The following is a 20,442-nucleotide window of genomic DNA, read 5'->3' on the forward strand; positions in this document are numbered from 1 at the left end:
TCAGAACGACATCTAGGATAAAAGGTGAAAAATTCGTAACCTTTCGTTATTTATTTCTTCTTTATGGTATTATTGTTAAGAAATGGGCGCATTCAGAACAGAAAGCTTTTCAAACCAAAAGGCTTTCTGTTTTCTTTCTACTATAGAGAAATCAATTTAATCTGCCTTTGATTATATTGCTATGCTAGTCGCTTCTGCTCTTACATATTCCCATATACCTGAGACGGTGAAAGATTCGCTTGCGCAAAAGCCTCGAAAGGCGGCGTTCGAGTAAATATGACAGATAACGGCGAAGGCATTGTAGCAAATTTGCTGCCCATGTGTTCGAACGATTCAGCTGGCAAAGGAGGAAATTTGGGATGAAACAGACGGGCGTAATTTTACTGGTGGAGGATGATAAAACGATACTGCATACCAACCGGCGTCGCTTGGAACGAGAAGGATTCACAGTGTTGTGTGCCCGAACGGTCCGCGAGGCGCGAGCTTTATTGAAAAAGCATTCACCCGACGCCATGGTTTTAGACGTTATGCTTCCCGATGGCAGCGGTGTTGCTTTTTGTGAGGAACTCCGGCAAGTTACGTCTGCGCCAGTATTATTTTTAACAGCGCGGGATGAAAAGCGCGATGTCATTGAAGGGCTTCTGGCCGGCGGCAGCGATTATATTTCAAAACCCTATGATATGGATGAGCTTCTAGCTCGCATCAAGGTACAAATTTATCTGGCGCAAAGGAAGCGGGCAGCCCGGTGCAATCGGCTTCAATACGGCGATTTAGTTTTGGATTTAGTGGCGCAGCGAGCCTATCTCAATGGTGAAGATCTGCTTCTGACCCAAAAAGAATATTCGCTACTGCTTCTTTTAGTCGAAGCCAGAGGAAAGATTCTTTCTGGCAAATATCTCTATGAGATGATATGGAAATCACCTATGGCTGGAGATAATCGTACTTTAAAAAAACACCTTTCCACTGTGCGAAAAAAGTTGGAAGACCGAGAGGGCGGATATACGATCAGGGCTGTATATGGGAAGGGATATTATTTGGAGAAATTAGTATGATGTATAAATTTGCAGGAGGTAGAAGATGATCGGGACTGAACTTTTAAAGCTGGTGGAGGAAAAAGAACGTTATCGTCGGCTGGCGGAAGAGGATCGCTTGACCGGGCTCTATAATCGGGGCGCTACAGAAGAAAAAATAAATGAACGGCTGGACCAATACAAAGAAGGCGTTTTGTTTGTGATTGACGTCAACCATTTTAAAAAGGTCAATGACCGGTACGGACATCTGATCGGAGACGGTCTTTTGCAGGAAATTGCAAGACGTCTTCTTTCCATGTTTTTAAAATCCGATGTAATTGGCCGTATCGGCGGTGATGAGTTCGTTGTTTTTCTGTCTGTAAAGCAAAGTGAAAGCTTTGCCACTGAACGTGCCAAGCAAATCAAGAGATTAATGCGGAATATGGAAGTGAAAACATGTCTTCTGGATATAACGGTTTCAGTGGGCTACAGCGTATACAGGAAAGGCGATCATTACCAAAGCCTGTTCGATCGGGCGGATCAAAAACTGATCGCGGAGAAGCGGGATCGAAAGAAAAGCGGCTTTCGCAAGTTTACGGCAACAGAAGGAATTGAAATGGATGTTCTCCGCATTCAAAGTGAACTAAAAGAGTATAAAAATCCCACAGGCGCTTACTTTCAAGGCTATGACAGCTTCAAGAATATTTATCGATTTGTGGATAGGCGGCTCCAGCGTTTAACCGGGAGCGCTTATATTGTTCTTATGACACTTACAGACACAGAGAAAAATCTTTTGCCTCTGGATGAGAATACAAAGTGGATGAAATGCCTAAAAGAAATCATCGGCGGCCAGCTGAGGGCAGGCGATGTTTTTGCACAATATAGCAGCTGTCAGTATCTGATCATGCTGGCCGATGTATCGGCCGATGAGTCGGAGTCGATTGCAGATAGAGTAACTGCAGCCTTTTATGAGCAAGCAAAGAGCGTTCATCAAAAACTGCTGCTGCATCACTGCTTTCCGCTGGACGGGGGAATCGCGGGCGGTACCAATCTCGATTAGCGGACAGGCTTGTAATGATCGAAGCAGCCTGCGCGGGTAAGTGGATTTTGCTGGAATTCAGTCTCGACTTTTCTGCCGTTTTCGTGTTAAAATAGCATCTATGCAGAATACGCAGGAAAGGAACACATGGGCTTTGAAAAAACTGATCATCGCAGAAAAACCGTCTGTAGCGCGGAACATTGCTGACGCCTTGGGAATCAAGGGGCGAAAGAACGGATATATGGAGGGGGAGAAGTATGTTATCACATGGGTGTTCGGCCATCTTCTCCAGCTTTATGATGTCAAGGACTACGATGAGACCAGGAAAAGCTGGCGCATGGAAAACTTCCCCTTTATACCGGAAACTTTTCGCTATAAAATAAAAAGCGACCCTCGTAACAAGAATAAGGTGGATGAGGGGGCGGAAAAACAGATTGGAATCATTAAATCACTAATGGAACGGGACGACGTGGAAGGGGTAGTTTCTGCTACGGACTATGACCGGGAAGGGCAGATTATTGCAGACGAAATTTTTCTCTATACGGAAACCTCCAAACAGGTGGAGCGGCTGCTGCTCAACGAATGGACCAAGGATGAGGTGCTGGCCGGTTTGCAGCGGCTGTGCCCCAACAGCGATCTGAAGCCGATGCAGGATGCGGGATTCGGCAGACAGCTGGCGGACTGGCTCATCGGCATCAATCTGACCTCCGTAGCTACCGTTAAATACCGCAATGCCAACCATGATCAAGTGCTCAATATCGGCAGGGTGCTGCTGCCGACTTTGAAGATCATTTATAATCGGGATAAGGAAATTGAAAGCTTTCAAAAGTCCAAATATTACAAGCTGATAGCGCCTTTCCTTACGGAAGAGGGGGAAATCATCGAAGCCCTTTATATGGAGAAGGACAGCGAAAAGTTTGAAGATCAATCCTATTTGGAAACGATCCTTGACAAAATGAAGGGTCAAAAAGGCTTGATTACGGAAAAGGAAGTGGAGCGCAAAAAAGAATATGCACCCTATTTGTTCAATCTTTCCAATCTCCAGGGATTTATCACCAGCAAGTTCAAGGGCTGGACATCGGAAAAAGTTTTGAAAACAGCCCAGGATTTATACGAAAAAAAGATCATTACTTACCCGAGAACGGCCAGCAGCGTTTTGGATGAAAGCTTAAAGGAAAAAGCGGCTAAGGTTCTGCAGGCCGTAAAACGTGGGATGCCCTATGAAGAGGAGATCAAATTCAGCGATTCCAAACGGATTTTCGACAGTAAAAAGGTGGAGAGCCACTCGGCCATTATTCCCACGTATGTGCTCCCAAAGAATTTGACGCCGGATGAACAAATCGTGTATGAAGCAGTGCGGAACCGGTTTTTAGCTCAATTCCTTCCGGTGTCGGAGAGCGAAGAAACCCGCCTGGTCATTCGAGCAGAAGGTGCAGAGCTTCCGGGTACTTTTACGGCCAAAGGTAAAGTGCAGCTGGTGGAAGGCTGGAAAAAGGCGGAGTCCGTTTCCACAAAGGAGGTCATGATGCCGCCGCTGGAGAAGGGAGCACTTTTGCAGGCGGGAGAACTGGCGGTGAAGGAAGTGGTCCGCAAACCGCCCAAACACCATACGGAAAAAACTCTGCTCCGGGTCATGGAAACCTGCGGCAAAAGCTTTGAGGAAGAGGATTCGGAGGAAATGATGATGGCCATCCTCAGCGGCTTCAGCATTGGAACCCCGGCAACCCGGGCCGAGACCATCCGTAAGCTGAAGGATGTGGGATACATAACGACTAAGGGAAAATCCCTGCTCTGCACCCAGCTGGGGAGGATGATGGTGGAAACCTTTCCTGTCAAGGAACTGTTCGACCTGGAGTATACTGGGCGCCTGGAAAAAACCCTTTCTGATATTGAGAAGAATAAATTCCAGCAGCAGGATTTTCTGGAAATGATCAAGGCGTTTACTGCCAAATCCGTAGAAGCCATCAAAGGGGATAAAGTGTTTGCTTCTAAGGTCAGTCTGCCGGATTCGGTAGAGGTTCTGGGAATGTGTCCAGAATGCGGCAATCCGGTCATCGAATCTGAGAAGGCCTATGGCTGCAGCAATTGGAAGAACGGCTGCCGCTATGCTATTTGGAAAGACGACAAGTTCATCGAATCCCTGGGCAAAAAGGTCTCTCCGGAAATGGTCCGTCTGCTATTGCAGAACGGCAGGGTGGGGTTTCACGGACTCCAGAGCAAAAAAGGCAATCGTTTCAGCGCTTATCTTCACTATGAGAAGGATCCTCAAAAAGGATTTTACAGCTGGAAATTGGAGTTCATCGACTGAGAAAAAATTGTGGATTTTTAGAAAAAAATGCAGCTTTCCGATTGACAAATCCACTGATTTGATTTATTATAGAAAAGCTGAATCAAGTCAGTGAAAGTTGTATGCGGATATGGCGGAACTGGCAGACGCGCACGGTTCAGGTCCGTGTGAATATTGTTTTCGTGGAGGTTCGAATCCTCTTATCCGCACCAATTAGTAAAAAAATGACGTCCAATTGGACGTCATTTTTTTATAGAAACGGATAAGAGGATTCGAACAACTGAAAAAGTACCACGGGCCAAAGGCCCTGTACTTTCTGTATGGCACCTGCCGCAATTTGCTATGCAGCAAATTGGGCTAGGATGCGCATGAAAAGGCGCGACCGTAAAGCGAGATGGTCCGGTGGACCATCGAGTAGGGAGCGGGTCAACATACGCAAGCGCATTCCAACATGCCTGTGGCATGTTGCTGTCCGTTTTTCCAATGCAGCTAAAGCTGCGGAAAAAAGGCAAGGCGACTGAAGGATGAGGCGCAGACCGGCAGATTTGTGAAGGAAATCTGTGTAAATCCTTATCCGCACCAATGTTAAATAACGCAGGAAATATCGATGCAATCGATATTGACGGAGTTTCAAAGAACGTACCTTGCGAAGCGTCGCTGCTTGTCAGCGACATGTGTGCATAGGAAGCTTTGATTCCGTCATGCACGCGTTTTTTACGGATAAGAGGATTCGAACAACTAAAAAATAAATTAGTGTAAATTTTGTGGGCGTCGGCCGCTGGTCGGCCGCCAAGGCTACACCAAAAACCATATGCCCGACGCATTTTTGGGTCTGCATCCCTTCTAAATTGCCTTTCAATACCTTCCTTTCCGCCCGGCAGCGAATATCTGCCAATCTCGATCCAGCTGTTGACATCCTAATACGCGCTTCATATAATCGTTATAAATCACAAGTTACAAGAACATGGAGAGGAGAAGATTTTGAGAGCAGACAGCACATCAGCCAGGAATATAGACCCATTGACAAACGAAGGCCGGGAAGAGAATCGGAACCCGGACTGCCCGTGCAAACGAGCAAAATGCGAAAATCACGGAAACTGCAGGGCCTGCAAAAACAAGCACCATAACGCAGGCAGGGATACTCCGACCACATGTGAACGATTAAACAGGAAAAAAAGCAGGTCAAAATGGAAAGATAAGGGGTGAGAAAGATGAAGCAGGAGATACAGAATATTTTAAAAGAAATCGAAGAGCGTGAACAAGTAACAATCATCATGGCCGTAGAATCCGGGAGCCGGGCTTGGGGATTTGCTTCTGCAGACAGCGATTATGATGTGCGTTTTCTTTACATAAGAAAGCTGCGGGATTACTTAAAGCTGGAAGGCACCAGAAATGTGATCGAATGGCAGCTTGATGAGACCTTGGACATCAATGGCTGGGATCTGCAAAAAGCGCTGCGCCTTTTGATGAAATCCAATCCTGCTGTTATTGAGTGGTGCGCATCGCCGATCTTTTACCGGCAAAGCCATGCTTCCCAGCGCTTTTGCCAGCTGGCGCAGGACTATTTTTCTCCGAAAAAAGGAATGTACCATTATTATCATATGGCAAAAGCCAACCAGCAGGCGTTAAACGGGAAGGAGCAGGTTCGCGTAAAAAGCTATTTTTACGTGCTGCGCCCTGTACTGGCTGCCCGCTGGATCATGGAGCGGAAATCCGCGCCGCCTGTTCCTTTTCAGCAGCTGGTCGCCGACCAGCTGGAACCTCGGCTGATTCCGGTTGTTGATCAATTAATCGAGATGAAAAGCAAGGAGCCTGAAACAGCGGTGACCGGCCAAATTCCTCAAATAAACCAATATATTGAAGAACAATTGAAGGAAATTGAAAGAGCATTAGAAGTCATGGAAGAGGACGGACGCCAAGGGTATGATGAGCTGAACCGCTTCTTCTATGAATCGCTGGGCGTGTAGAGGGGAGACAAAGGTGGATATTATTCGAGAGATGTACAAAGACGAAACGATCCGAAAAACAGTGTGCTTTATCTTTGAAGCCCACGAAGGGCAAAGGGATAAAGCTGGCGTACCATACGTTTTTCATCCCCTGCACGTGGCCTCTGCCGTGGGAAAAGACAGAGATTGCATCCTGACAGCGCTTCTCCACGACGTACTGGAAGATACGGACTATACGCAGGAAGATTTAAAGGGGCTTGGCATATCCGATCAAGTCCTGGAGGCCCTGGCGCTGCTGACCCATGATCCTCAGACTCCTTATCCGGAATACATTCAGCGTCTGAAAGATAACCCGATCTGCGCAGCGGTTAAAAAGGCTGATCTGGAGCATAATATGGACCTGGGGAGGCTGAACCAGGTGACAACAGAAGATAAACAGCGGGCAGCAAAATACAGAGAGGCATATCAAATTCTAACTGACGGCCAAGTGACAAAACTGTAAGGTTGGTGCAAGGTGATTCGATTTTATTTTCTGGCAAATCCCTTATACTTAAAAAGGAATCTGCTGAAAATAAAGGAGAACACAACATGAAATTAAATGGTTTTCAAATCAAACTAATCGCATTAGTCTTTATGATTTTGGATCATGTGAACAAGACCTTTTACGGAGTCTTGCCGGCGTGGGTGGAGTTTCTGCCCCGCTTTGTAGCGCCGCTCTTTGTCTATCTGATGATCGAAGGTTTTTTTCATACCCGCAGCCGGAAAAAGTATCAGATTCGGCTGTATGCTGCTGCGGCTGTCATGCTCTGCGGCAATGTAATCATTAACTTTTTTACACACACGACAGACCCTATGACCGGGAAAATGACCTTATTCTCTCTGATGTCCGGAAATAATATCTTCATGACCCTGGCAGTGCTGTTTTCAATTGTCTGGCTGCTGGATTCCATGCGCCGGACGAAAAAGCTTGCTGCTGCCAAGGGACTGCTGACCCTGGGGCTGATGGCGGCGTGTCTGGTGTGCGAGGGCGGGATTTATTTGCTGCCCATGGCCCTGATCATGTTCCTATGCAAGAATAAAGACCGTCTGCAATATGTGCTGATCCTGCTGTTTTGCGGAATTCTTCTGGCAAAGGCGATCTTCAGCTACGCAGGCATGACCGATATTTATTCCAGCCTTTATCAGTATCTGACCTTTGACAGTCAATTTATGATGGCAGCTGTCATTCCCTTTATGATGCTGTATGATGGAACCAGGGGATACAACGGACGCTTTGCCAAGGACCTGTTTTATATCATCTACCCGGCCCACCTGTGGCTGCTGATGATCATCGGCAATACGCTGGTTTGATCGATTAAACCGCCGTCAGTTCCTTCGCAACTTTTTTTCCGTGATCAGTGGGATGCGGGCAGGTATACTGTTTTGTGAGAGGAGGGCGACATGATAGAAATAAAAGGATTATACAATAGCGCCTGCGTATACACAGATGAGCTGGAGGAAAATGCGTCGTCGCAGATTCGGACGCTCTGCGATCAACCGTTTGTCTCGGAAAGCAGGATACGCATTATGCCGGATGTTCATGCGGGCGCAGGCTGTACCATTGGTACCACCATGACCATCAGCGATAAAATCGTTCCCAATCTGGTGGGCGTGGACATCGGCTGCGGCATGGAAACGATTAAACTGGCCCAGCGGGAGCTGGATTTTGAAAAATTGGACCGGCTGATCCGTGAAAAAATACCGTTCGGGCGTGGGATACGCCAGACTCCGCATCCCTTCAATGACAAGATCGATCTGGATCAATTGAGATGCAAAGATAAGGTGAGCCTTTACCGGGCAGTAAAAAGTATCGGAACGCTGGGCGGAGGCAATCATTTTATCGAAGTGGATAAGGACCAAGAGGGCAGCCTCTATCTGGTGATCCATTCCGGCAGCCGCCATATCGGCAAAGAAACGGCCCAATATTACCAAAAGGAAGCTGTAAAGCAGCTTTCCGGCAATACGAAGCGCGATGTGGATGCCTTAATCACAAAACTAAAAGAAGCGGGCAGACAGGAAGAGATTTCCCGGGAAATAAAGAAGCTGCGGCAGCAGACCCAGACCCAAGTTCCCTATACACTTTGTTATGTGACCGATTATCTCTTTAACGACTACATGAACGACATGGGGATTCTGCAAAGGTTCGCAGACCTGAACCGCCGGGCCATGGCCAGCGAAATTTTGGAGGGTATGGGGCTGACACCAGTGGAATCTTTTACTACGATTCATAATTATATCGACCTGGAGAGCCGGATTTTGCGCAAAGGGGCCGTATCTGCCAAAGCGGAAGAGACCTTTCTCATTCCCCTCAACATGCGGGATGGAAGCCTGATCTGCATTGGAAAAGGAAATGAAGAATGGAACTTTTCAGCGCCCCACGGCGCAGGACGGCTCATGAGCAGAAAAGATGCCCGCCAAGGGCTCTCGATGAAAGAGTTTGAAGCGCAAATGAAAGGCATCTATACCACCTGCGTCAATGGGGATACATTGGATGAAAGTCCGATGGCTTACAAGGGAATGGAAGAAATTATACGAAATATTGGGCCCACAGCCCAAGTGAAACAAAGAATCAGGCCGGTGTACAATTTTAAAGCTCAAGAGTAGAATTTTATTTGTAAACGCAAAAAAATATTGACACACTGTCTGCCGGATGCTATACTAAAGAAGTATTAAATGGATAACAGTGATTAACGTATAGTTTCGAGGTTTTTCTGTTGAAATGCCTAGGAACTATATTTTATTATATGAGATCTATGCGATATAATAAAAATAGGAGGTACCACTATGCATACAGGTACAGTAAAATGGTTTAACGAAGACAAAGGATTTGGATTTATCACAAACAACGAAGGCGGCGAAGATTTATTCGTACATTTTTCCGCAATCGTGGGAGAAGGATTCAAGACACTGAAAGAAGGACAGCAGGTTACGTTCGATATCGAACAGGACCCGCAGCGCAACAAGTTTAGAGCTGCTAACGTTTGCGCGGCATAGTTTTTCAAATCAGAGAGCTGCTTTCTTTTTAGGAAGCGGCTTTTTTGTTAGGAGGAGAAAATTTGGCAATCAATAAGTGGATGAAGGCGGCGCTGAAGGCGCTAACCTATTCCGAGCCGGACTTAAAAAAGAATTACAAGCTTTATCGGGCGGTCAACAACGTGGTGGTTACCCCGGTTAAAGGCATTTACAAGATGAACGATTATAAGATTCGACTGCGGGGGGCAGAAATCCCTGTGCGTATATTCACCCCCAAAGAACGCACGTCGGATGAAGCCTTTCTCTTCTTTCATGGGGGAGGATGGGTCACCGGCAACATCGACTCATATACCAAACCGTGCGCTTCCCTGGCCAATGCCACCGGAAGGCGGGTTTTGTCCGTGGATTACCGGCTGGCACCGGAGCATCCATTTCCGTGCGGGCTCAACGACTGTTATCAGGCAGCGCGGACGATTTTTAAAAACAGCGGCGCATTTGAGCTGGAGAAAAAAGACATAATTTTAATGGGCGACAGCGCCGGCGGCAATTTGGCCGCTTGTGTCAGTCTGCTGGCCAGAAACAGAGGTGATTTTGCGGTAAAGCGGCAAATCCTCCTTTATCCGGCCACTGGCAATGACCACAGCGATGATTCGGAATTTTTGTCTGTCCGCCGCTTCGGCAAAGAATACCTCTTGACCTCAAAGCGGATACGTGATTATATAGATTTATACTTACCAGATAAACATGATTTGAACAACCCGTATTTTGCGCCTCTATTGGCTGAAGATTTGACCAGGCAGCCGCAGACGATGATCATAACGGCTGAATACGATCCCTTGAGGGATGAGGGCGAAGCATATGGAAAGAAGCTAAGAGAACAGGGTAATCAAGTCGTCATTCACAGAATGAAGGATGCGCTTCACGGCTTTTTCACATTGCCGCAGCGGTTTGTTCATGTCAAGAAAACCTATCAGATGATCGAAGATTTTTTGTTAGAGGAGAAAGAATGAAAAATAATTGGACCTCATTGGACAATGCCGCCAAAATCTTTCCGGCAGGTGTCCATAAAACAGAAACCCAGGTCTTTCGTTTTTCATGCGAGCTGCGGGAACCTGTGAAAGAAGGGTGCCTTCAGATGGCACTGGAGCAAACTTTGGAACTGTTTCCCACATACCAGGTTGTGCTCAAACGCGGTTTCTTTTGGTATTATCTTGAGGAGAGCCAGATCCGTCCCATTGCGGAGCCGGAGGTTCATAAGCTGTGCAAGGATATGGGATGTACCAATACGCAAAAGCTTCTTTTTGAAGTGACCCACTTTAAAAATCGAATTAATTTGGAAATCTATCATGTGCTTTCTGATGGAACCAGCGCTATGGAGTTCCTGAAGGTTTTAGTGGTTAAGTACTTGTGCAGCGTGCATCATTTGAATGAACCCGTGTCCGATCGGGATGCATCTTACAGCCAGAGCCGTGATGACAGCTACAACCGTTATTATTCAGGAGAAAAACAAAAACGGGAGAAGCAAGTGCCGGCTTGCAGAATACAGGGCGGGAGGTACGGCGAATCGATCCTGCGAAATATTACCGGGCAGACATCTGCCAAGGCGGTGAAATCGCTGGCAAAAGAGCACCAGGCTACGATCACAATTTTTTTGACCGCATGCCTGATCTGTGCCATTGGCGAACATGTTTCCCGAAAAGAAAAAAAGAGACCGATCGTTCTCTCGGTTCCAGTCAACCTGCGCAATTATTTTCCTTCTGTTTCCGCAAGAAACTTTTTTGGAACCATTACCGTCTCCTATGATTGGAGCCAAGGGGGAGGTGAATTTTCACATGTGCTGAAAAAAGTGGAGCGGGACTTTCAAGAAAAGCTGACGGAAGAGTATCTTTCCCGGCAGGTAGATTCTTATGGTACGCCGGCCAATAATCGTTTTGCAAAGATCGCGCCTTTGTTTTTAAAGAATTTAGTCTTAAAAGGCGTCTACAGGAAAAATATGAAAAGTGTGACTGCGACGATATCCAATGTGGGTAAAATGGAACTTCCGCCGGAAATGGAACCATACATTCGTTCCTTTGATGTGTGTGCTTCCACCAATAAATTTCAGGCGTGTATCTGTTCTTTCGGAGACAAGCTCAGTATCAGCTGCACAAATCCTCATATCAGTACGGATATTGAACGGAGTTTTTTCCGTATGCTGACGGCCCAAGGAGTGCCAGTAGAAATCATGTCTAATTTAACCGGGGAGGAGGATGACATATGAAATATTGCGATAAATGCAAGGTGACGGTCCGCGGCGATGTTAAGTGCTGTCCGCTGTGTCAGAGGACGTTAAGCGGTCAGGCCGAGGAAAGCATGCTGTATCCGAAAGTTCGCACCATGTACAGACAGTATCGGGAGTTTTTTAAAGTGTTGATCTTTTCTACGGTGGTAGCCGCTGTCGCAGCCTGCGCGGTCAATTTGATCCTTCCCTGGACCGGCCATTGGGCACTGTTTGTTGTGATTGGTATTGCCGGCTTGTGGGTGAGTATGTATTTTGCTGTGCATCAAAGAAACAGCCTTCCTAAAAATATTACCTACCAGGCCATTTTTATTTCTGTATTCAGCGTGATCTGGGACTTGGTGACCCATTGGCACGGATGGTCCGTTACATTTGCCATACCGTGTACTTTTGCAGTGGCGATCATTTCCATGACCGTTCTTGCCAAGCTGATGAAAATTCCGGCGGGCGAATATTTGATTTGTTTGTTCATCGATATCATTTTTGGCTTTATCCCGATTATTTTCTATGTAGTGGGAATGCTTCAAGTAAAAATACCTTCAATTATTTGTATTTCCTGCAGTATTATTTCTTTGGCAGGGATTATTATTTTCCAGGGAAAAGAAATAAGGCTGGAATTAGTTAGAAGATTTCATCTATAAAGACATATTTTATTTGACATTTTTCGATGATCCGTTAAACTAATATATGGCGGCCTTAAACAAAATGGCTGTGTCGGCAATTTTAGTTTATATAGTAAAGAGAAGGGTTATCATGAGTATTATTAGAACATGGAACAGCATTAGTCTGGTAAAGCGGATTATTGCAGGATTAATTGTAGGAATTATTTTAGGTTTGATTGTCCCCAAAGTGGTCGTAATCGGTATCTTGGGAGAGTTGTTCGTTGGTGCCTTGAAAGCGCTGGCGCCGCTTTTGGTGTTTTTCCTCGTTATGCATGCACTGTGCAGGCATCAGAAGGGAAACAGCAGCAATATGGGCAGGATCATCGTGCTCTATCTGATCGGTACGCTGCTGGCGTCGTTTACTGCAGTGGTCGCAAGTTTTTTGTTCCCGTCAACGGTGGTTTTGCCGGCCGGCGCTGAGGCAGCCGCGCCCGGAGGCATTGCTGAAATCCTGAAAAACCTGCTGCTGAATGCGGTGAGTAATCCCATCGGCGCCATCGTGGATGCAAACTATATCGGCGTACTGGTTTGGGCGGTTATTTTCGGACTGGCCCTCCGTGCAGCCTCCGATCAAACGAAAAACGTTCTTGAGAACATTTCGGATGCGTTATCGACGGCTATTCGCTGGGTGATAAACTGTGCGCCTTTTGGTATTTTGGGACTGGTTTTCACGACTATTTCCACTACTGGAATCAAGGCGTTCGCTTCCTATGGTCATATTATACTGGTTTTAGTGGGATGTATGTTCTTTGTCGCCTTCATTGTCAATCCCATCATTGTGTTCTTAAATATCCGGCAGAATCCATATCCGCTGGTTGTGAAATGTATTAAGGACAGTGGGATCATGGCTTTCTTCACAAGAAGTTCTGCCGCCAACATTCCGGTGAACATGTCTCTATGTGAAGAACTGGGCCTGGATGAGGAAAAGTATTCGGTTTCTATTCCTTTGGGCGCGACGATCAATATGGCAGGCGCCGCCATCACGATTAACGTACTGACACTGGCCGCGGCCAACACTTTGGACGTTCAAGTGGATTTTGCGACTGCTTTGCTTTTAAGCCTGGTGGCTTCGGTAGCCGCCTGCGGAACATCGGGTGTTGCGGGCGGTTCGCTTTTGCTGATCCCTCTGGCATGCAGTCTGTTCGGTATTTCTAATGATATCGCTATGCAGGTTGTGGGGGTTGGATTTATTATAGGCGTTATTCAGGACTCCTGTGAGACTGCCCTTAATTCTTCTTCCGATGCGCTCTTCACTGCTACGGCTGAGTTCAGAAACTGGAAAAAAGAAGGAAAATCTGTATCTATAAAGCTCTAAGATGTGAGCCGGATCAAGCATCCATCCCAAAGCAGTTTTTTTAAAGGTTAAGCCCTCTCAAATTGGATTTGAAGCAGGGCTTTTTTCTTTTCTTCAAGATAAGGACCTCTTATACATCATATACCTTGCAATGCGCATAGCATTTCAAATTGACTAGCATACACCATTTGCGCGCTTATTCATAGAATAAAGTATTCACAAAAAAGGAGAGATTATTTTATGGATAAGCATATTATTGACAGTCGCGATTGTGGTAAGGGAATGAATTCCTGCCAGAGCTGTCAGCCTTGCTGCCCAAGGCCATCGGGCATCACAGGTCCAACGGGCCCAATTGGTCCGACAGGTCCTGCGGGAGAACGGGGGGCTACCGGTCCAACGGGCCCGCAGGGACCAATGGGGGCCCAAGGCCCAATGGGAGTTGCAGGAGAAAGAGGGATTGCAGGAGCCACTGGACCGACCGGACCGACAGGAGCCACTGGTTCGATCGGACCGACAGGAGCTGCTGGGCCAGCCGGAGTGACAGGAGCCACTGGTTCGATCGGACCGACAGGAGCTGCCGGGCCAGCCGGAGTGACAGGAGCCACTGGTTCGACCGGACCGACAGGAGCTGCCGGGCCAGCCGGAGTGACGGGAGCCACTGGACCGACCGGACCGACAGGAGCTGCCGGGCCAGCCGGAGTGACGGGAGCCACTGGTTCGATCGGACCGACAGGAGCTGCCGGGCCAGCCGGAGTGACAGGAGCCACTGGACCGACCGGACCGACAGGAGCTGCCGGCCCAACCGGCCCAACCGGTATTACCACACAGGCATTTGCCTCATATGCCAATTATGGCGAGCGCTATGTAGATGCTGCGCAAATCCCGCTTTATCCGGTGATAACTGATACAACAGGAAATATTACAGAAACTTCACAAACGGCAATTACGCTTAATCCTGGGTACTATCATATCACGTTTCAGGTAAGTATGCTCCTTGCAACACCGGGTTATGCTCAGATCACCCCCTTCTACGATGGCGCGCCGCATATCGAATTTGGCATTTATGCTAAGACGGGGGACAATAACGTGACGGCCGCCGGTTCGACGACCGTGATTGTTGGTATAACCAGTCGTTCGAATTTTTCACTCACGTTTAATTCGCCGGTTACCAATTCGGAGGCACAGCTGACTTTATCCATTGTCAAGATGGAGCGATAGTCGAATCGTGTAAAGAATCATTTTCAGCATAGGAACAAATAAATCCTCTCATGATTATTCTTATGGTCGTGAGGGGATTTTTCGTTTGTACTGCCATGTTGCTGCCGATCTTTTCTTATTGTAGAATACAATGGATTTCTGGTATAATACATCTAATAAGAAGGGAGGCTAACCTTATGTATCTCTATCAACATAAAATCGATACCGGGAAATCCCAGCAAATGATAAAGGTCACTGGAATGGTACAGGAAGATATTCAAAAAAGCGGTATAAAAGAGGGAATTGCCGTAGTCTTTTCTCCCCATACCACCGCAGGCTTTACCATTAATGAAAATGCAGATCCGGATGTGGTGTCCGATATGCTTTATAGTCTTGAAAAAACTTTTCCCGCCCAGGACCAGCAATATCGCCATGCAGAGGGAAACTCCCATGCGCATATCAAAACAACCGTATGCGGACCTTCACAAGTGCTGATCATCCATGAAGGTGCTATTGTTTTCGGAATCTGGCAGGATTTATATTTCTGTGATTTCGATGGACCAAGACACAGATCATTTTATGTAAAGATCATAAAGGGGTAGCAGTATGACTCGGATGGTCCCATCCTTTTGCAAAGCAGATGAACGGGTGGTAATAATCTTTCCTAATGAAAAAAAGTCCCGGACCTTGGACTTTTTGATCCAATGCCGGGCCTTTATGTTTCAATTAGTTTATTTAACGTTTCCGAGATGTTTTTTAATGAAGATAGAAAGGTGCGCAGTTCGTCGTCACTGAGTTTATTAAAGGAGGATAGCAGCAGGTCCAGATAAGTTTCTTTAATATGAGCCAGATACCTGCGTCCGTCATCGGTCAGAGCCATGTTGATCTGACGCCGGTTGAGCTCGTTGGTATCCCTGCTGATCAACTGTCTGCGGACCAGAGGGGATACGGCTCTGGAAGCCTGTTCTCTGGATGTGCTGATTTTTTCCGATAATTCACTCATAGTGATACCCGGATAGCGGCTGAGAGCAACTATGACCATTAGCTGCGTCTTTGTGAGATGATATTGCCGAATATCGAGGAAATTATTGAAGCACTGATTGTAATTAAGAAGAAGTCCCAGAAGAGACATAATAATCTGTTCTTTCTCCACTTTTTCAGCATGATTCATGGCAGTATCCAATCCTTTCAGTCCTAATTACTGTTTTCAGTATATACTATCCCGTGACATATGTCAAATAATGATTACAATCAACAATTGACAAAAGTTACATAAATGGTATAATGTCCATATAAAAAGGAGGTAGGCTTTGTATGAAGAAAATCGATGAGTATATGAAAGAACGTTCCAAGCTGTGTAAAGAGAATGATTTTATCAGCGGCGACCTGTTCCATGACCACCATGTTAATAGAGGCCTGCGGGATAAAAACGGGATTGGAGTGCTAACCGGACTCACTTCCATATCGCGCATAGAGTCGTATAAAGAATATATGGGTCATAAAGTACCTTGCAAGGGCAAACTGTTTTATCGGGGATACGATATCGTAGATCTGGTCAAGGGACCAATTCATGAGGAACGCTATGGATTCGAAGAAATGGCGTATCTGCTGATCTTTGGAGAACTGCCTACGGAAGATGAATTGGTTGAATTTCAGGAGGCTGTAGGAACTATGAGGCGGCTGCCTACCAATTTTGTACGTGATGTGATCATGAAAGCGCCGGGAAAAGACATCATGAACATTATGACAAAGAGCGTGCTCACACTCTCGTCTTATGATCCCAACGCCTCGGATCTTTCCATCGAAAATGTTCTCCAGCAGTGTCTAATGCTGATTGGTGTCTTTCCGATGCTGGCTGTTTATGGATACCATGCTTACAATCATTATGAGCAGGATGACAGTATGTATATTCACCGCCCGGATCCAGCCCTTTCAACCGCGGAGAACATCTTGCGGCTGCTGCGCCCTGACATGAAATATACTGAGCTGGAAGCGCATGTGTTGGATATCGCATTGATGCTTCACATGGAGCATGGCGGCGGCAATAATTCCACCTTTACCACTAGAGTTGTGACATCCGCGGGCTCAGACACCTATGCGGTCATTGCGGCGGCGTTATGCTCGCTGAAAGGACCCAAACACGGTGGAGCAAACATCAAAGTTGTGGAAATGATGCAAGATTTAAAAGAGACCGTAAAGGATACGTCTGATAAAGAAAAGATTAAAAGATATTTGGAAGATGTGGTTGATAAAAAGGCGTTCGATGAGCGGGGATTGATCTACGGTATGGGACATGCTATTTACAGCGTATCCGATCCACGGGCAGAGATATTTAAAGGCTTTGTAAAGGATCTGGCAGAGGCTAAAGGGTATCAAGAGGAATTTGCGCTGTATTCGGCTGTAGAAGAGCTGGCGCCCCAGGTGATCGCAGATAAACGAAAGATTTACAAAGGGGTCAGCGCCAATGTGGATTTTTACAGCGGCCTTGTTTATCGCATGCTGGATATTCCGCTGGAACTGTACACACCCATCTTTGCCATCGCCAGAGTCGTAGGCTGGAGTGCCCACCGCATTGAGGAACTGATTAATGTGGACAAGATCATTCGACCGTCCTATATGAGCGTAGGCGAAAATCGAATTTATAAACCGATTTCAAGGAGAAATGTGATCGAACTTGCGGGAAGCGATCCTTCCAAATACCGATTAGAAGAAAACTTTGACCATCCAAAGAAATGATATGGAGGTTAACTGAAGAAAAAAGAGTCTGAGCACGAGCAAATTTCGAGCTCAGACCCTTTTTGATGAGGATCAAAAATAATTTCCGTTAAAGATGTTCAATATTGCTCTGGAGCCGGATCATAATGTTTAGCAGCGCTTCACTGTCTTCCAGACTGAAGCCGTTGAAAGCGATTGCACACCACTCGTTGAGCGCTGCAAGAACCTGAGGTTTGACTTGGCGGCCTTTCTTGGTCAGTACAAAGATCCATGACCGGCCGTCGTCAGGGTTTTTGCGGCGCATCAAAAACTCATGTTTCTCCAGAGACTGCATGGTACGCGTCATGACACTTTTGTCATAATGAACTCCTTCAAGGAGTTGATCCTGGCTCTGACCATCCTTTTCGTACAGCAGCATCAGCACCATCGCTTCGGCCATATTCAGCTCTGCGGGAGCGAGGGCTTTTTTCATAAAAGTTCGAAACTGTTTTCCATAGGCCATCATCAAACGGCCGATTTCTGAATAAAGCTTACCGTTCATCTCGTCTTCTCCTGTCTCGATAAAGTAAAAGCAGCAAAAGTCCTATGGCAGAGGCGACTGCTACAGTCGCGTAAATCTGCCGGAAACCTTGATTGAGTACTTCTTGGAAGGTACTTTCTATTTTAGCAGAAGATGCGTCAATTTGCTTCAAATAATTTTTCAGAGCAGTATCAAAGGCGCCGGGAACGGCTGCTTTCATAGTATCCATCTTTTTTAGCGTTTCCTGAGCTTCCTTTTTTCCTTGTCGGATCCCGGCAAGACCTTGCTTCAGTTTGTTCCTGCTTGTTTTTGTTTCCTGTAACTTGGCAGTTGTCTGGTTGATGCCGCTTTTTATACCATCGATGCCGGAAGCAATTTTTTTAATTCCAGTACTTAGGTCGGAAGATTTTTTCTTCATCGTCGATATGTTGGTTGTACAGGCAGATATGGCTTTGTCCAGTTGACTGAGGCTGGTCATCTTTTTCAGCTCGGCGACTGCAGGCGGAGCAAGCTGCTGTTTCATTGCGTCCGGGAGCATCTGATCCAAGGTCATGCCTTCCATCTGAGGCATTTTTGACAGTACGGTGCGAACTCCGCTCAGTTGGCCCTTCATCATTCTTTGAAAACCGATTCCGTCTTTGATTCCCGATAATCCTTTTTTCATCTGGGAACGGCTGCTTTTCATTTTTGTCAGCTGGCTTTTTTGTTTCTGAACGGCAGTAGTCATTCCTGCAATACCCTGATCCATACCGGTGATAGCTTTTTCCATGGATGCAATATTTTTGTTCATATTCTTTATGCCGCTTTCAACGCCGTCGGTGCCTTTATCGATGCCTGTATTAATCTTATCTTTGATTTCAGGAGTCATTTGATCAAACATGGTTTTGGCAAAGGTCTTTGTATTGGAGACTATAGTCGTTACATCGGAGTTTTGCATTAGTTCCAGCATATTTTCCGGGATTTTGAAATCGCTTTCCTGATTCATGTCGATCTTAATACTGGTCATAGCAGTCAGGTCCGGCATTCCTTCTATATTCTGTTTCTTCATTTCTTTCTGAAGTTCTGTTGCATAAGGAAGCTGAGGGACTGTAATTTCTTTTGGAAGCAGCTCCATGATATCGCCCTGAACGCCCATGCCTGCATGGGATAGAAAGCCTACCATAATGGCCGGCGCAACGACGGTTCCCAAGGAACGTACCAGTGATAGAGTCGCGAGGGCGGAATTGGATTCTGCGGCTTCAGTATGATCCAGCATCATATAGTTGAGGGGCGTTCCCATGGTAAAACCGATACCAAGACCGATCAGAATCAGACTGATGATTACCGTGGCCCAGCCGGGATAGCGGGTCATGACGAAAATCAGAAAGAGTGAACCGGCCAGAGACGACAGAAAGCCGATGGCCAGGATAGGCTTGGCACCCCAGCGATCAATCATTTTGCCGGATACAGGAGCACCGACCCCGGCAAAGATTCCCAGGATAATGACAAAATAGCCGCCGCTGCCCGATTCAACCTTCATAGCATTTTCACAGAGCTGGGGCACGAAGATCAGGCCCATGAGAATAACGCCGGTCATAACAGAGAGGATCAAAGTGACGAGAATATCCTTATTTTTAAAATAGGAAAGGTTCATTACCGGATCTTCTGCCCGCTTCTCCGCCAATATAAAGAGGGGAAGGAGGACTGCGAAAGCTGCTACAAAGGGCCATACGTTCCGGCTTGCTGCGGTACTGATAAATTCAAAGAAATTAATATTTTTCAACCCGTACATCAAACTTAGAATCATGATAACCAGGAGCACGGTTCCTAAACCGTCAATCTTTGTTACGGCTTTTTCCTTTGTGTTAGGGAGGGAAACAAACCCGGCAATTAGAATGAATATAGTGATCGGTACATTCACATAAAAGATAAACTGCCAGTTGTCGCTGCCGAATAAATCCAAAATGGCGCTGCCAGCGCTTGCTCCGAATATGTTGGCGATTCCGTAGACACCGCCTACCATGCCCAAAGCCATTCCGCGTTTTTCTTTGGGGAATGTGGTGCCGAATTCAGCAGTAGCTACCGGAACGATGCCGCCGCCGCCAATGGCCTGGATGGCACGGGATATGAGGAGCATGGTGAAGCTGCCCACATCCTGAGATAGTCCGCAGAGGAACGATCCGGCGCCGAATAGGAAAATGCTGGCCAGGTAGACGTATTTTCTGCCTGCCCGGTCAGCCAGCTTGCCCATGACCGGAATGCTGGCGGCGTATGCCAATGTATAAATGGTGATCATCCAAACGCCGAGATTATCACCGACGCCCAGATTATTCTGAATAACCGTTCTTGCAGGTGTCACGATGCCTGTGTCCAAAGCGCCCATGAAGATGCCAAGCAAGTAAACGGCCATGATCAAACCGTAATGTGTTTTTTTCTCTTTCATAATGGATACCTTTCTATAAACAAATTAGTTGCATTTACAACTAATCCATAGAATATCACA

At 46.5% G+C, this 20,442-nt stretch carries 18 protein-coding genes and 1 tRNA gene; 16 read left to right on the forward strand and 3 right to left on the reverse strand.

Annotation, left to right across the window (positions count from 1 at the left end):
* The first annotated feature begins 359 nt into the window (after window positions 1-359).
* From NIA71_RS02205 to NIA71_RS02275, 15 genes are all read left to right on the forward strand, one after another.
* Window positions 360-1,052 carry a response regulator transcription factor gene (locus NIA71_RS02205; protein WP_253019591.1) on the forward strand — a complete coding sequence of 231 codons (693 nt, stop codon included), beginning with the start codon at window positions 360-362 and terminating at the stop codon, window positions 1,050-1,052.
* Window positions 1,053-1,077: 25 nt separating this feature from the next.
* A complete protein-coding gene (locus NIA71_RS02210) occupies window positions 1,078-2,070 on the forward strand; it encodes a GGDEF domain-containing protein (protein WP_148394831.1) in 993 nt (330 codons plus the stop codon).
* Window positions 2,071-2,203: 133 nt separating this feature from the next.
* Window positions 2,204-4,357, forward strand: coding sequence for a type IA DNA topoisomerase (locus tag NIA71_RS02215; RefSeq protein ID WP_148394833.1), 2,154 nt, complete (start codon window positions 2,204-2,206; stop codon window positions 4,355-4,357).
* A gap of 103 nt (window positions 4,358-4,460) precedes the next feature.
* A tRNA-Leu gene (locus tag NIA71_RS02220) sits at window positions 4,461-4,548 on the forward strand.
* Window positions 4,549-5,547: 999 nt separating this feature from the next.
* Window positions 5,548-6,303 (forward strand): DNA polymerase beta superfamily protein, encoded by a 756-nt coding sequence (locus tag NIA71_RS02225; RefSeq protein ID WP_148394835.1) that lies wholly within the window; start codon window positions 5,548-5,550, stop codon window positions 6,301-6,303.
* 13 nt (window positions 6,304-6,316) lie between these two features.
* A complete protein-coding gene (locus NIA71_RS02230) occupies window positions 6,317-6,784 on the forward strand; it encodes a GTP pyrophosphokinase (RefSeq protein ID WP_253019592.1) in 468 nt (155 codons plus the stop codon).
* A gap of 86 nt (window positions 6,785-6,870) precedes the next feature.
* Window positions 6,871-7,632 carry a TraX family protein gene (locus NIA71_RS02235; protein ID WP_227755077.1) on the forward strand — a complete coding sequence of 254 codons (762 nt, stop codon included), beginning with the start codon at window positions 6,871-6,873 and terminating at the stop codon, window positions 7,630-7,632.
* Between the two features lie 90 nt (window positions 7,633-7,722).
* Entirely contained in the window at window positions 7,723-8,925 is a 1,203-nt protein-coding gene (locus NIA71_RS02240) for an RtcB family protein (RefSeq protein ID WP_253019593.1), read from the forward strand.
* Window positions 8,926-9,105: 180 nt separating this feature from the next.
* The gene (locus tag NIA71_RS02245; protein WP_148394841.1) at window positions 9,106-9,315 is read left to right on the forward strand and encodes a cold-shock protein; all 210 of its coding nucleotides are present in this window, start codon (window positions 9,106-9,108) and stop codon (window positions 9,313-9,315) included.
* A gap of 68 nt (window positions 9,316-9,383) precedes the next feature.
* Window positions 9,384-10,304, forward strand: a complete 921-nt coding sequence (locus NIA71_RS02250) for an alpha/beta hydrolase (protein WP_148395345.1) — start codon at window positions 9,384-9,386, stop codon at window positions 10,302-10,304.
* Entirely contained in the window at window positions 10,301-11,554 is a 1,254-nt protein-coding gene (locus NIA71_RS02255; RefSeq protein ID WP_148394843.1) for a hypothetical protein, read from the forward strand. The genes NIA71_RS02250 and NIA71_RS02255 overlap by 4 nt, the downstream gene beginning before the upstream one ends.
* Window positions 11,551-12,213, forward strand: coding sequence for a DUF6320 domain-containing protein (locus NIA71_RS02260; RefSeq protein WP_227755079.1), 663 nt, complete (start codon window positions 11,551-11,553; stop codon window positions 12,211-12,213). The genes NIA71_RS02255 and NIA71_RS02260 overlap by 4 nt, the downstream gene beginning before the upstream one ends.
* Window positions 12,214-12,322: 109 nt before the next feature.
* Window positions 12,323-13,549, forward strand: a complete 1,227-nt coding sequence (gene sstT, locus NIA71_RS02265; protein ID WP_227755089.1) for a serine/threonine transporter SstT — start codon at window positions 12,323-12,325, stop codon at window positions 13,547-13,549.
* 219 nt (window positions 13,550-13,768) lie between these two features.
* Complete coding sequence (locus NIA71_RS19850) at window positions 13,769-14,746, forward strand: collagen-like protein (protein WP_269478395.1); 978 nt, start codon at window positions 13,769-13,771, stop codon at window positions 14,744-14,746.
* Window positions 14,747-14,922: 176 nt separating this feature from the next.
* Complete coding sequence (locus tag NIA71_RS02275) at window positions 14,923-15,327, forward strand: secondary thiamine-phosphate synthase enzyme YjbQ (RefSeq protein ID WP_148394852.1); 405 nt, start codon at window positions 14,923-14,925, stop codon at window positions 15,325-15,327.
* A 113-nt stretch (window positions 15,328-15,440) separates the two neighbouring features.
* On the opposite strand, the gene NIA71_RS02280 is transcribed toward NIA71_RS02275, so the two are convergent.
* Window positions 15,441-15,896: a MarR family winged helix-turn-helix transcriptional regulator gene (locus NIA71_RS02280; protein ID WP_148394854.1), complete on the reverse strand. Its 456-nt coding sequence runs from the start codon at window positions 15,894-15,896 to the stop codon at window positions 15,441-15,443.
* Window positions 15,897-16,039: 143 nt separating this feature from the next.
* Here NIA71_RS02280 and NIA71_RS02285 point away from each other — a divergent pair, with 143 nt between their 5' ends.
* A complete protein-coding gene (locus tag NIA71_RS02285; RefSeq protein WP_148394856.1) occupies window positions 16,040-17,461 on the forward strand; it encodes a citrate/2-methylcitrate synthase in 1,422 nt (473 codons plus the stop codon).
* 88 nt (window positions 17,462-17,549) lie between these two features.
* On the opposite strand, the gene NIA71_RS02290 is transcribed toward NIA71_RS02285, so the two are convergent.
* Complete coding sequence (locus tag NIA71_RS02290; RefSeq protein ID WP_148394858.1) at window positions 17,550-17,981, reverse strand: MarR family winged helix-turn-helix transcriptional regulator; 432 nt, start codon at window positions 17,979-17,981, stop codon at window positions 17,550-17,552.
* Complete coding sequence (locus tag NIA71_RS02295) at window positions 17,971-20,382, reverse strand: MDR family MFS transporter (RefSeq protein WP_253019595.1); 2,412 nt, start codon at window positions 20,380-20,382, stop codon at window positions 17,971-17,973. The genes NIA71_RS02290 and NIA71_RS02295 overlap by 11 nt, the downstream gene beginning before the upstream one ends.
* Between the last annotated feature and the right edge of the window lie 60 nt (window positions 20,383-20,442).

It is taken from the genome of Ihubacter massiliensis, from assembly GCF_024125305.1.
GTDB lineage: Bacteria > Bacillota > Clostridia > Peptostreptococcales > Anaerovoracaceae > Hominibacterium > Hominibacterium faecale.

Excerpts from the sequence above, each read along its gene's own strand:
- NIA71_RS02205 (WP_253019591.1), top strand. The coding sequence starts at position 360 with ATGAAACAGACGGGCGTAATTTTACTGGTGGAGGATGATAAAACGATA.
- NIA71_RS02210 (WP_148394831.1), top strand. The coding sequence starts at position 1,078 with ATGATCGGGACTGAACTTTTAAAGCTGGTGGAGGAAAAAGAACGTTAT.
- NIA71_RS02225 (WP_148394835.1), top strand. The coding sequence starts at position 5,548 with ATGAAGCAGGAGATACAGAATATTTTAAAAGAAATCGAAGAGCGTGAA.
- NIA71_RS02235 (WP_227755077.1), top strand. The coding sequence starts at position 6,871 with ATGAAATTAAATGGTTTTCAAATCAAACTAATCGCATTAGTCTTTATG.
- NIA71_RS02240 (WP_253019593.1), top strand. The coding sequence starts at position 7,723 with ATGATAGAAATAAAAGGATTATACAATAGCGCCTGCGTATACACAGAT.
- NIA71_RS02245 (WP_148394841.1), top strand. The coding sequence starts at position 9,106 with ATGCATACAGGTACAGTAAAATGGTTTAACGAAGACAAAGGATTTGGA.
- NIA71_RS02255 (WP_148394843.1), top strand. The coding sequence starts at position 10,301 with ATGAAAAATAATTGGACCTCATTGGACAATGCCGCCAAAATCTTTCCG.
- NIA71_RS02260 (WP_227755079.1), top strand. The coding sequence starts at position 11,551 with ATGAAATATTGCGATAAATGCAAGGTGACGGTCCGCGGCGATGTTAAG.
- NIA71_RS19850 (WP_269478395.1), top strand. The coding sequence starts at position 13,769 with ATGGATAAGCATATTATTGACAGTCGCGATTGTGGTAAGGGAATGAAT.
- NIA71_RS02275 (WP_148394852.1), top strand. The coding sequence starts at position 14,923 with ATGTATCTCTATCAACATAAAATCGATACCGGGAAATCCCAGCAAATG.
- NIA71_RS02280 (WP_148394854.1), bottom strand. The coding sequence starts at position 15,896 with ATGAATCATGCTGAAAAAGTGGAGAAAGAACAGATTATTATGTCTCTT.
- NIA71_RS02285 (WP_148394856.1), top strand. The coding sequence starts at position 16,040 with ATGAAGAAAATCGATGAGTATATGAAAGAACGTTCCAAGCTGTGTAAA.
- NIA71_RS02290 (WP_148394858.1), bottom strand. The coding sequence starts at position 17,981 with ATGAACGGTAAGCTTTATTCAGAAATCGGCCGTTTGATGATGGCCTAT.
- NIA71_RS02295 (WP_253019595.1), bottom strand. The coding sequence starts at position 20,382 with ATGAAAGAGAAAAAAACACATTACGGTTTGATCATGGCCGTTTACTTG.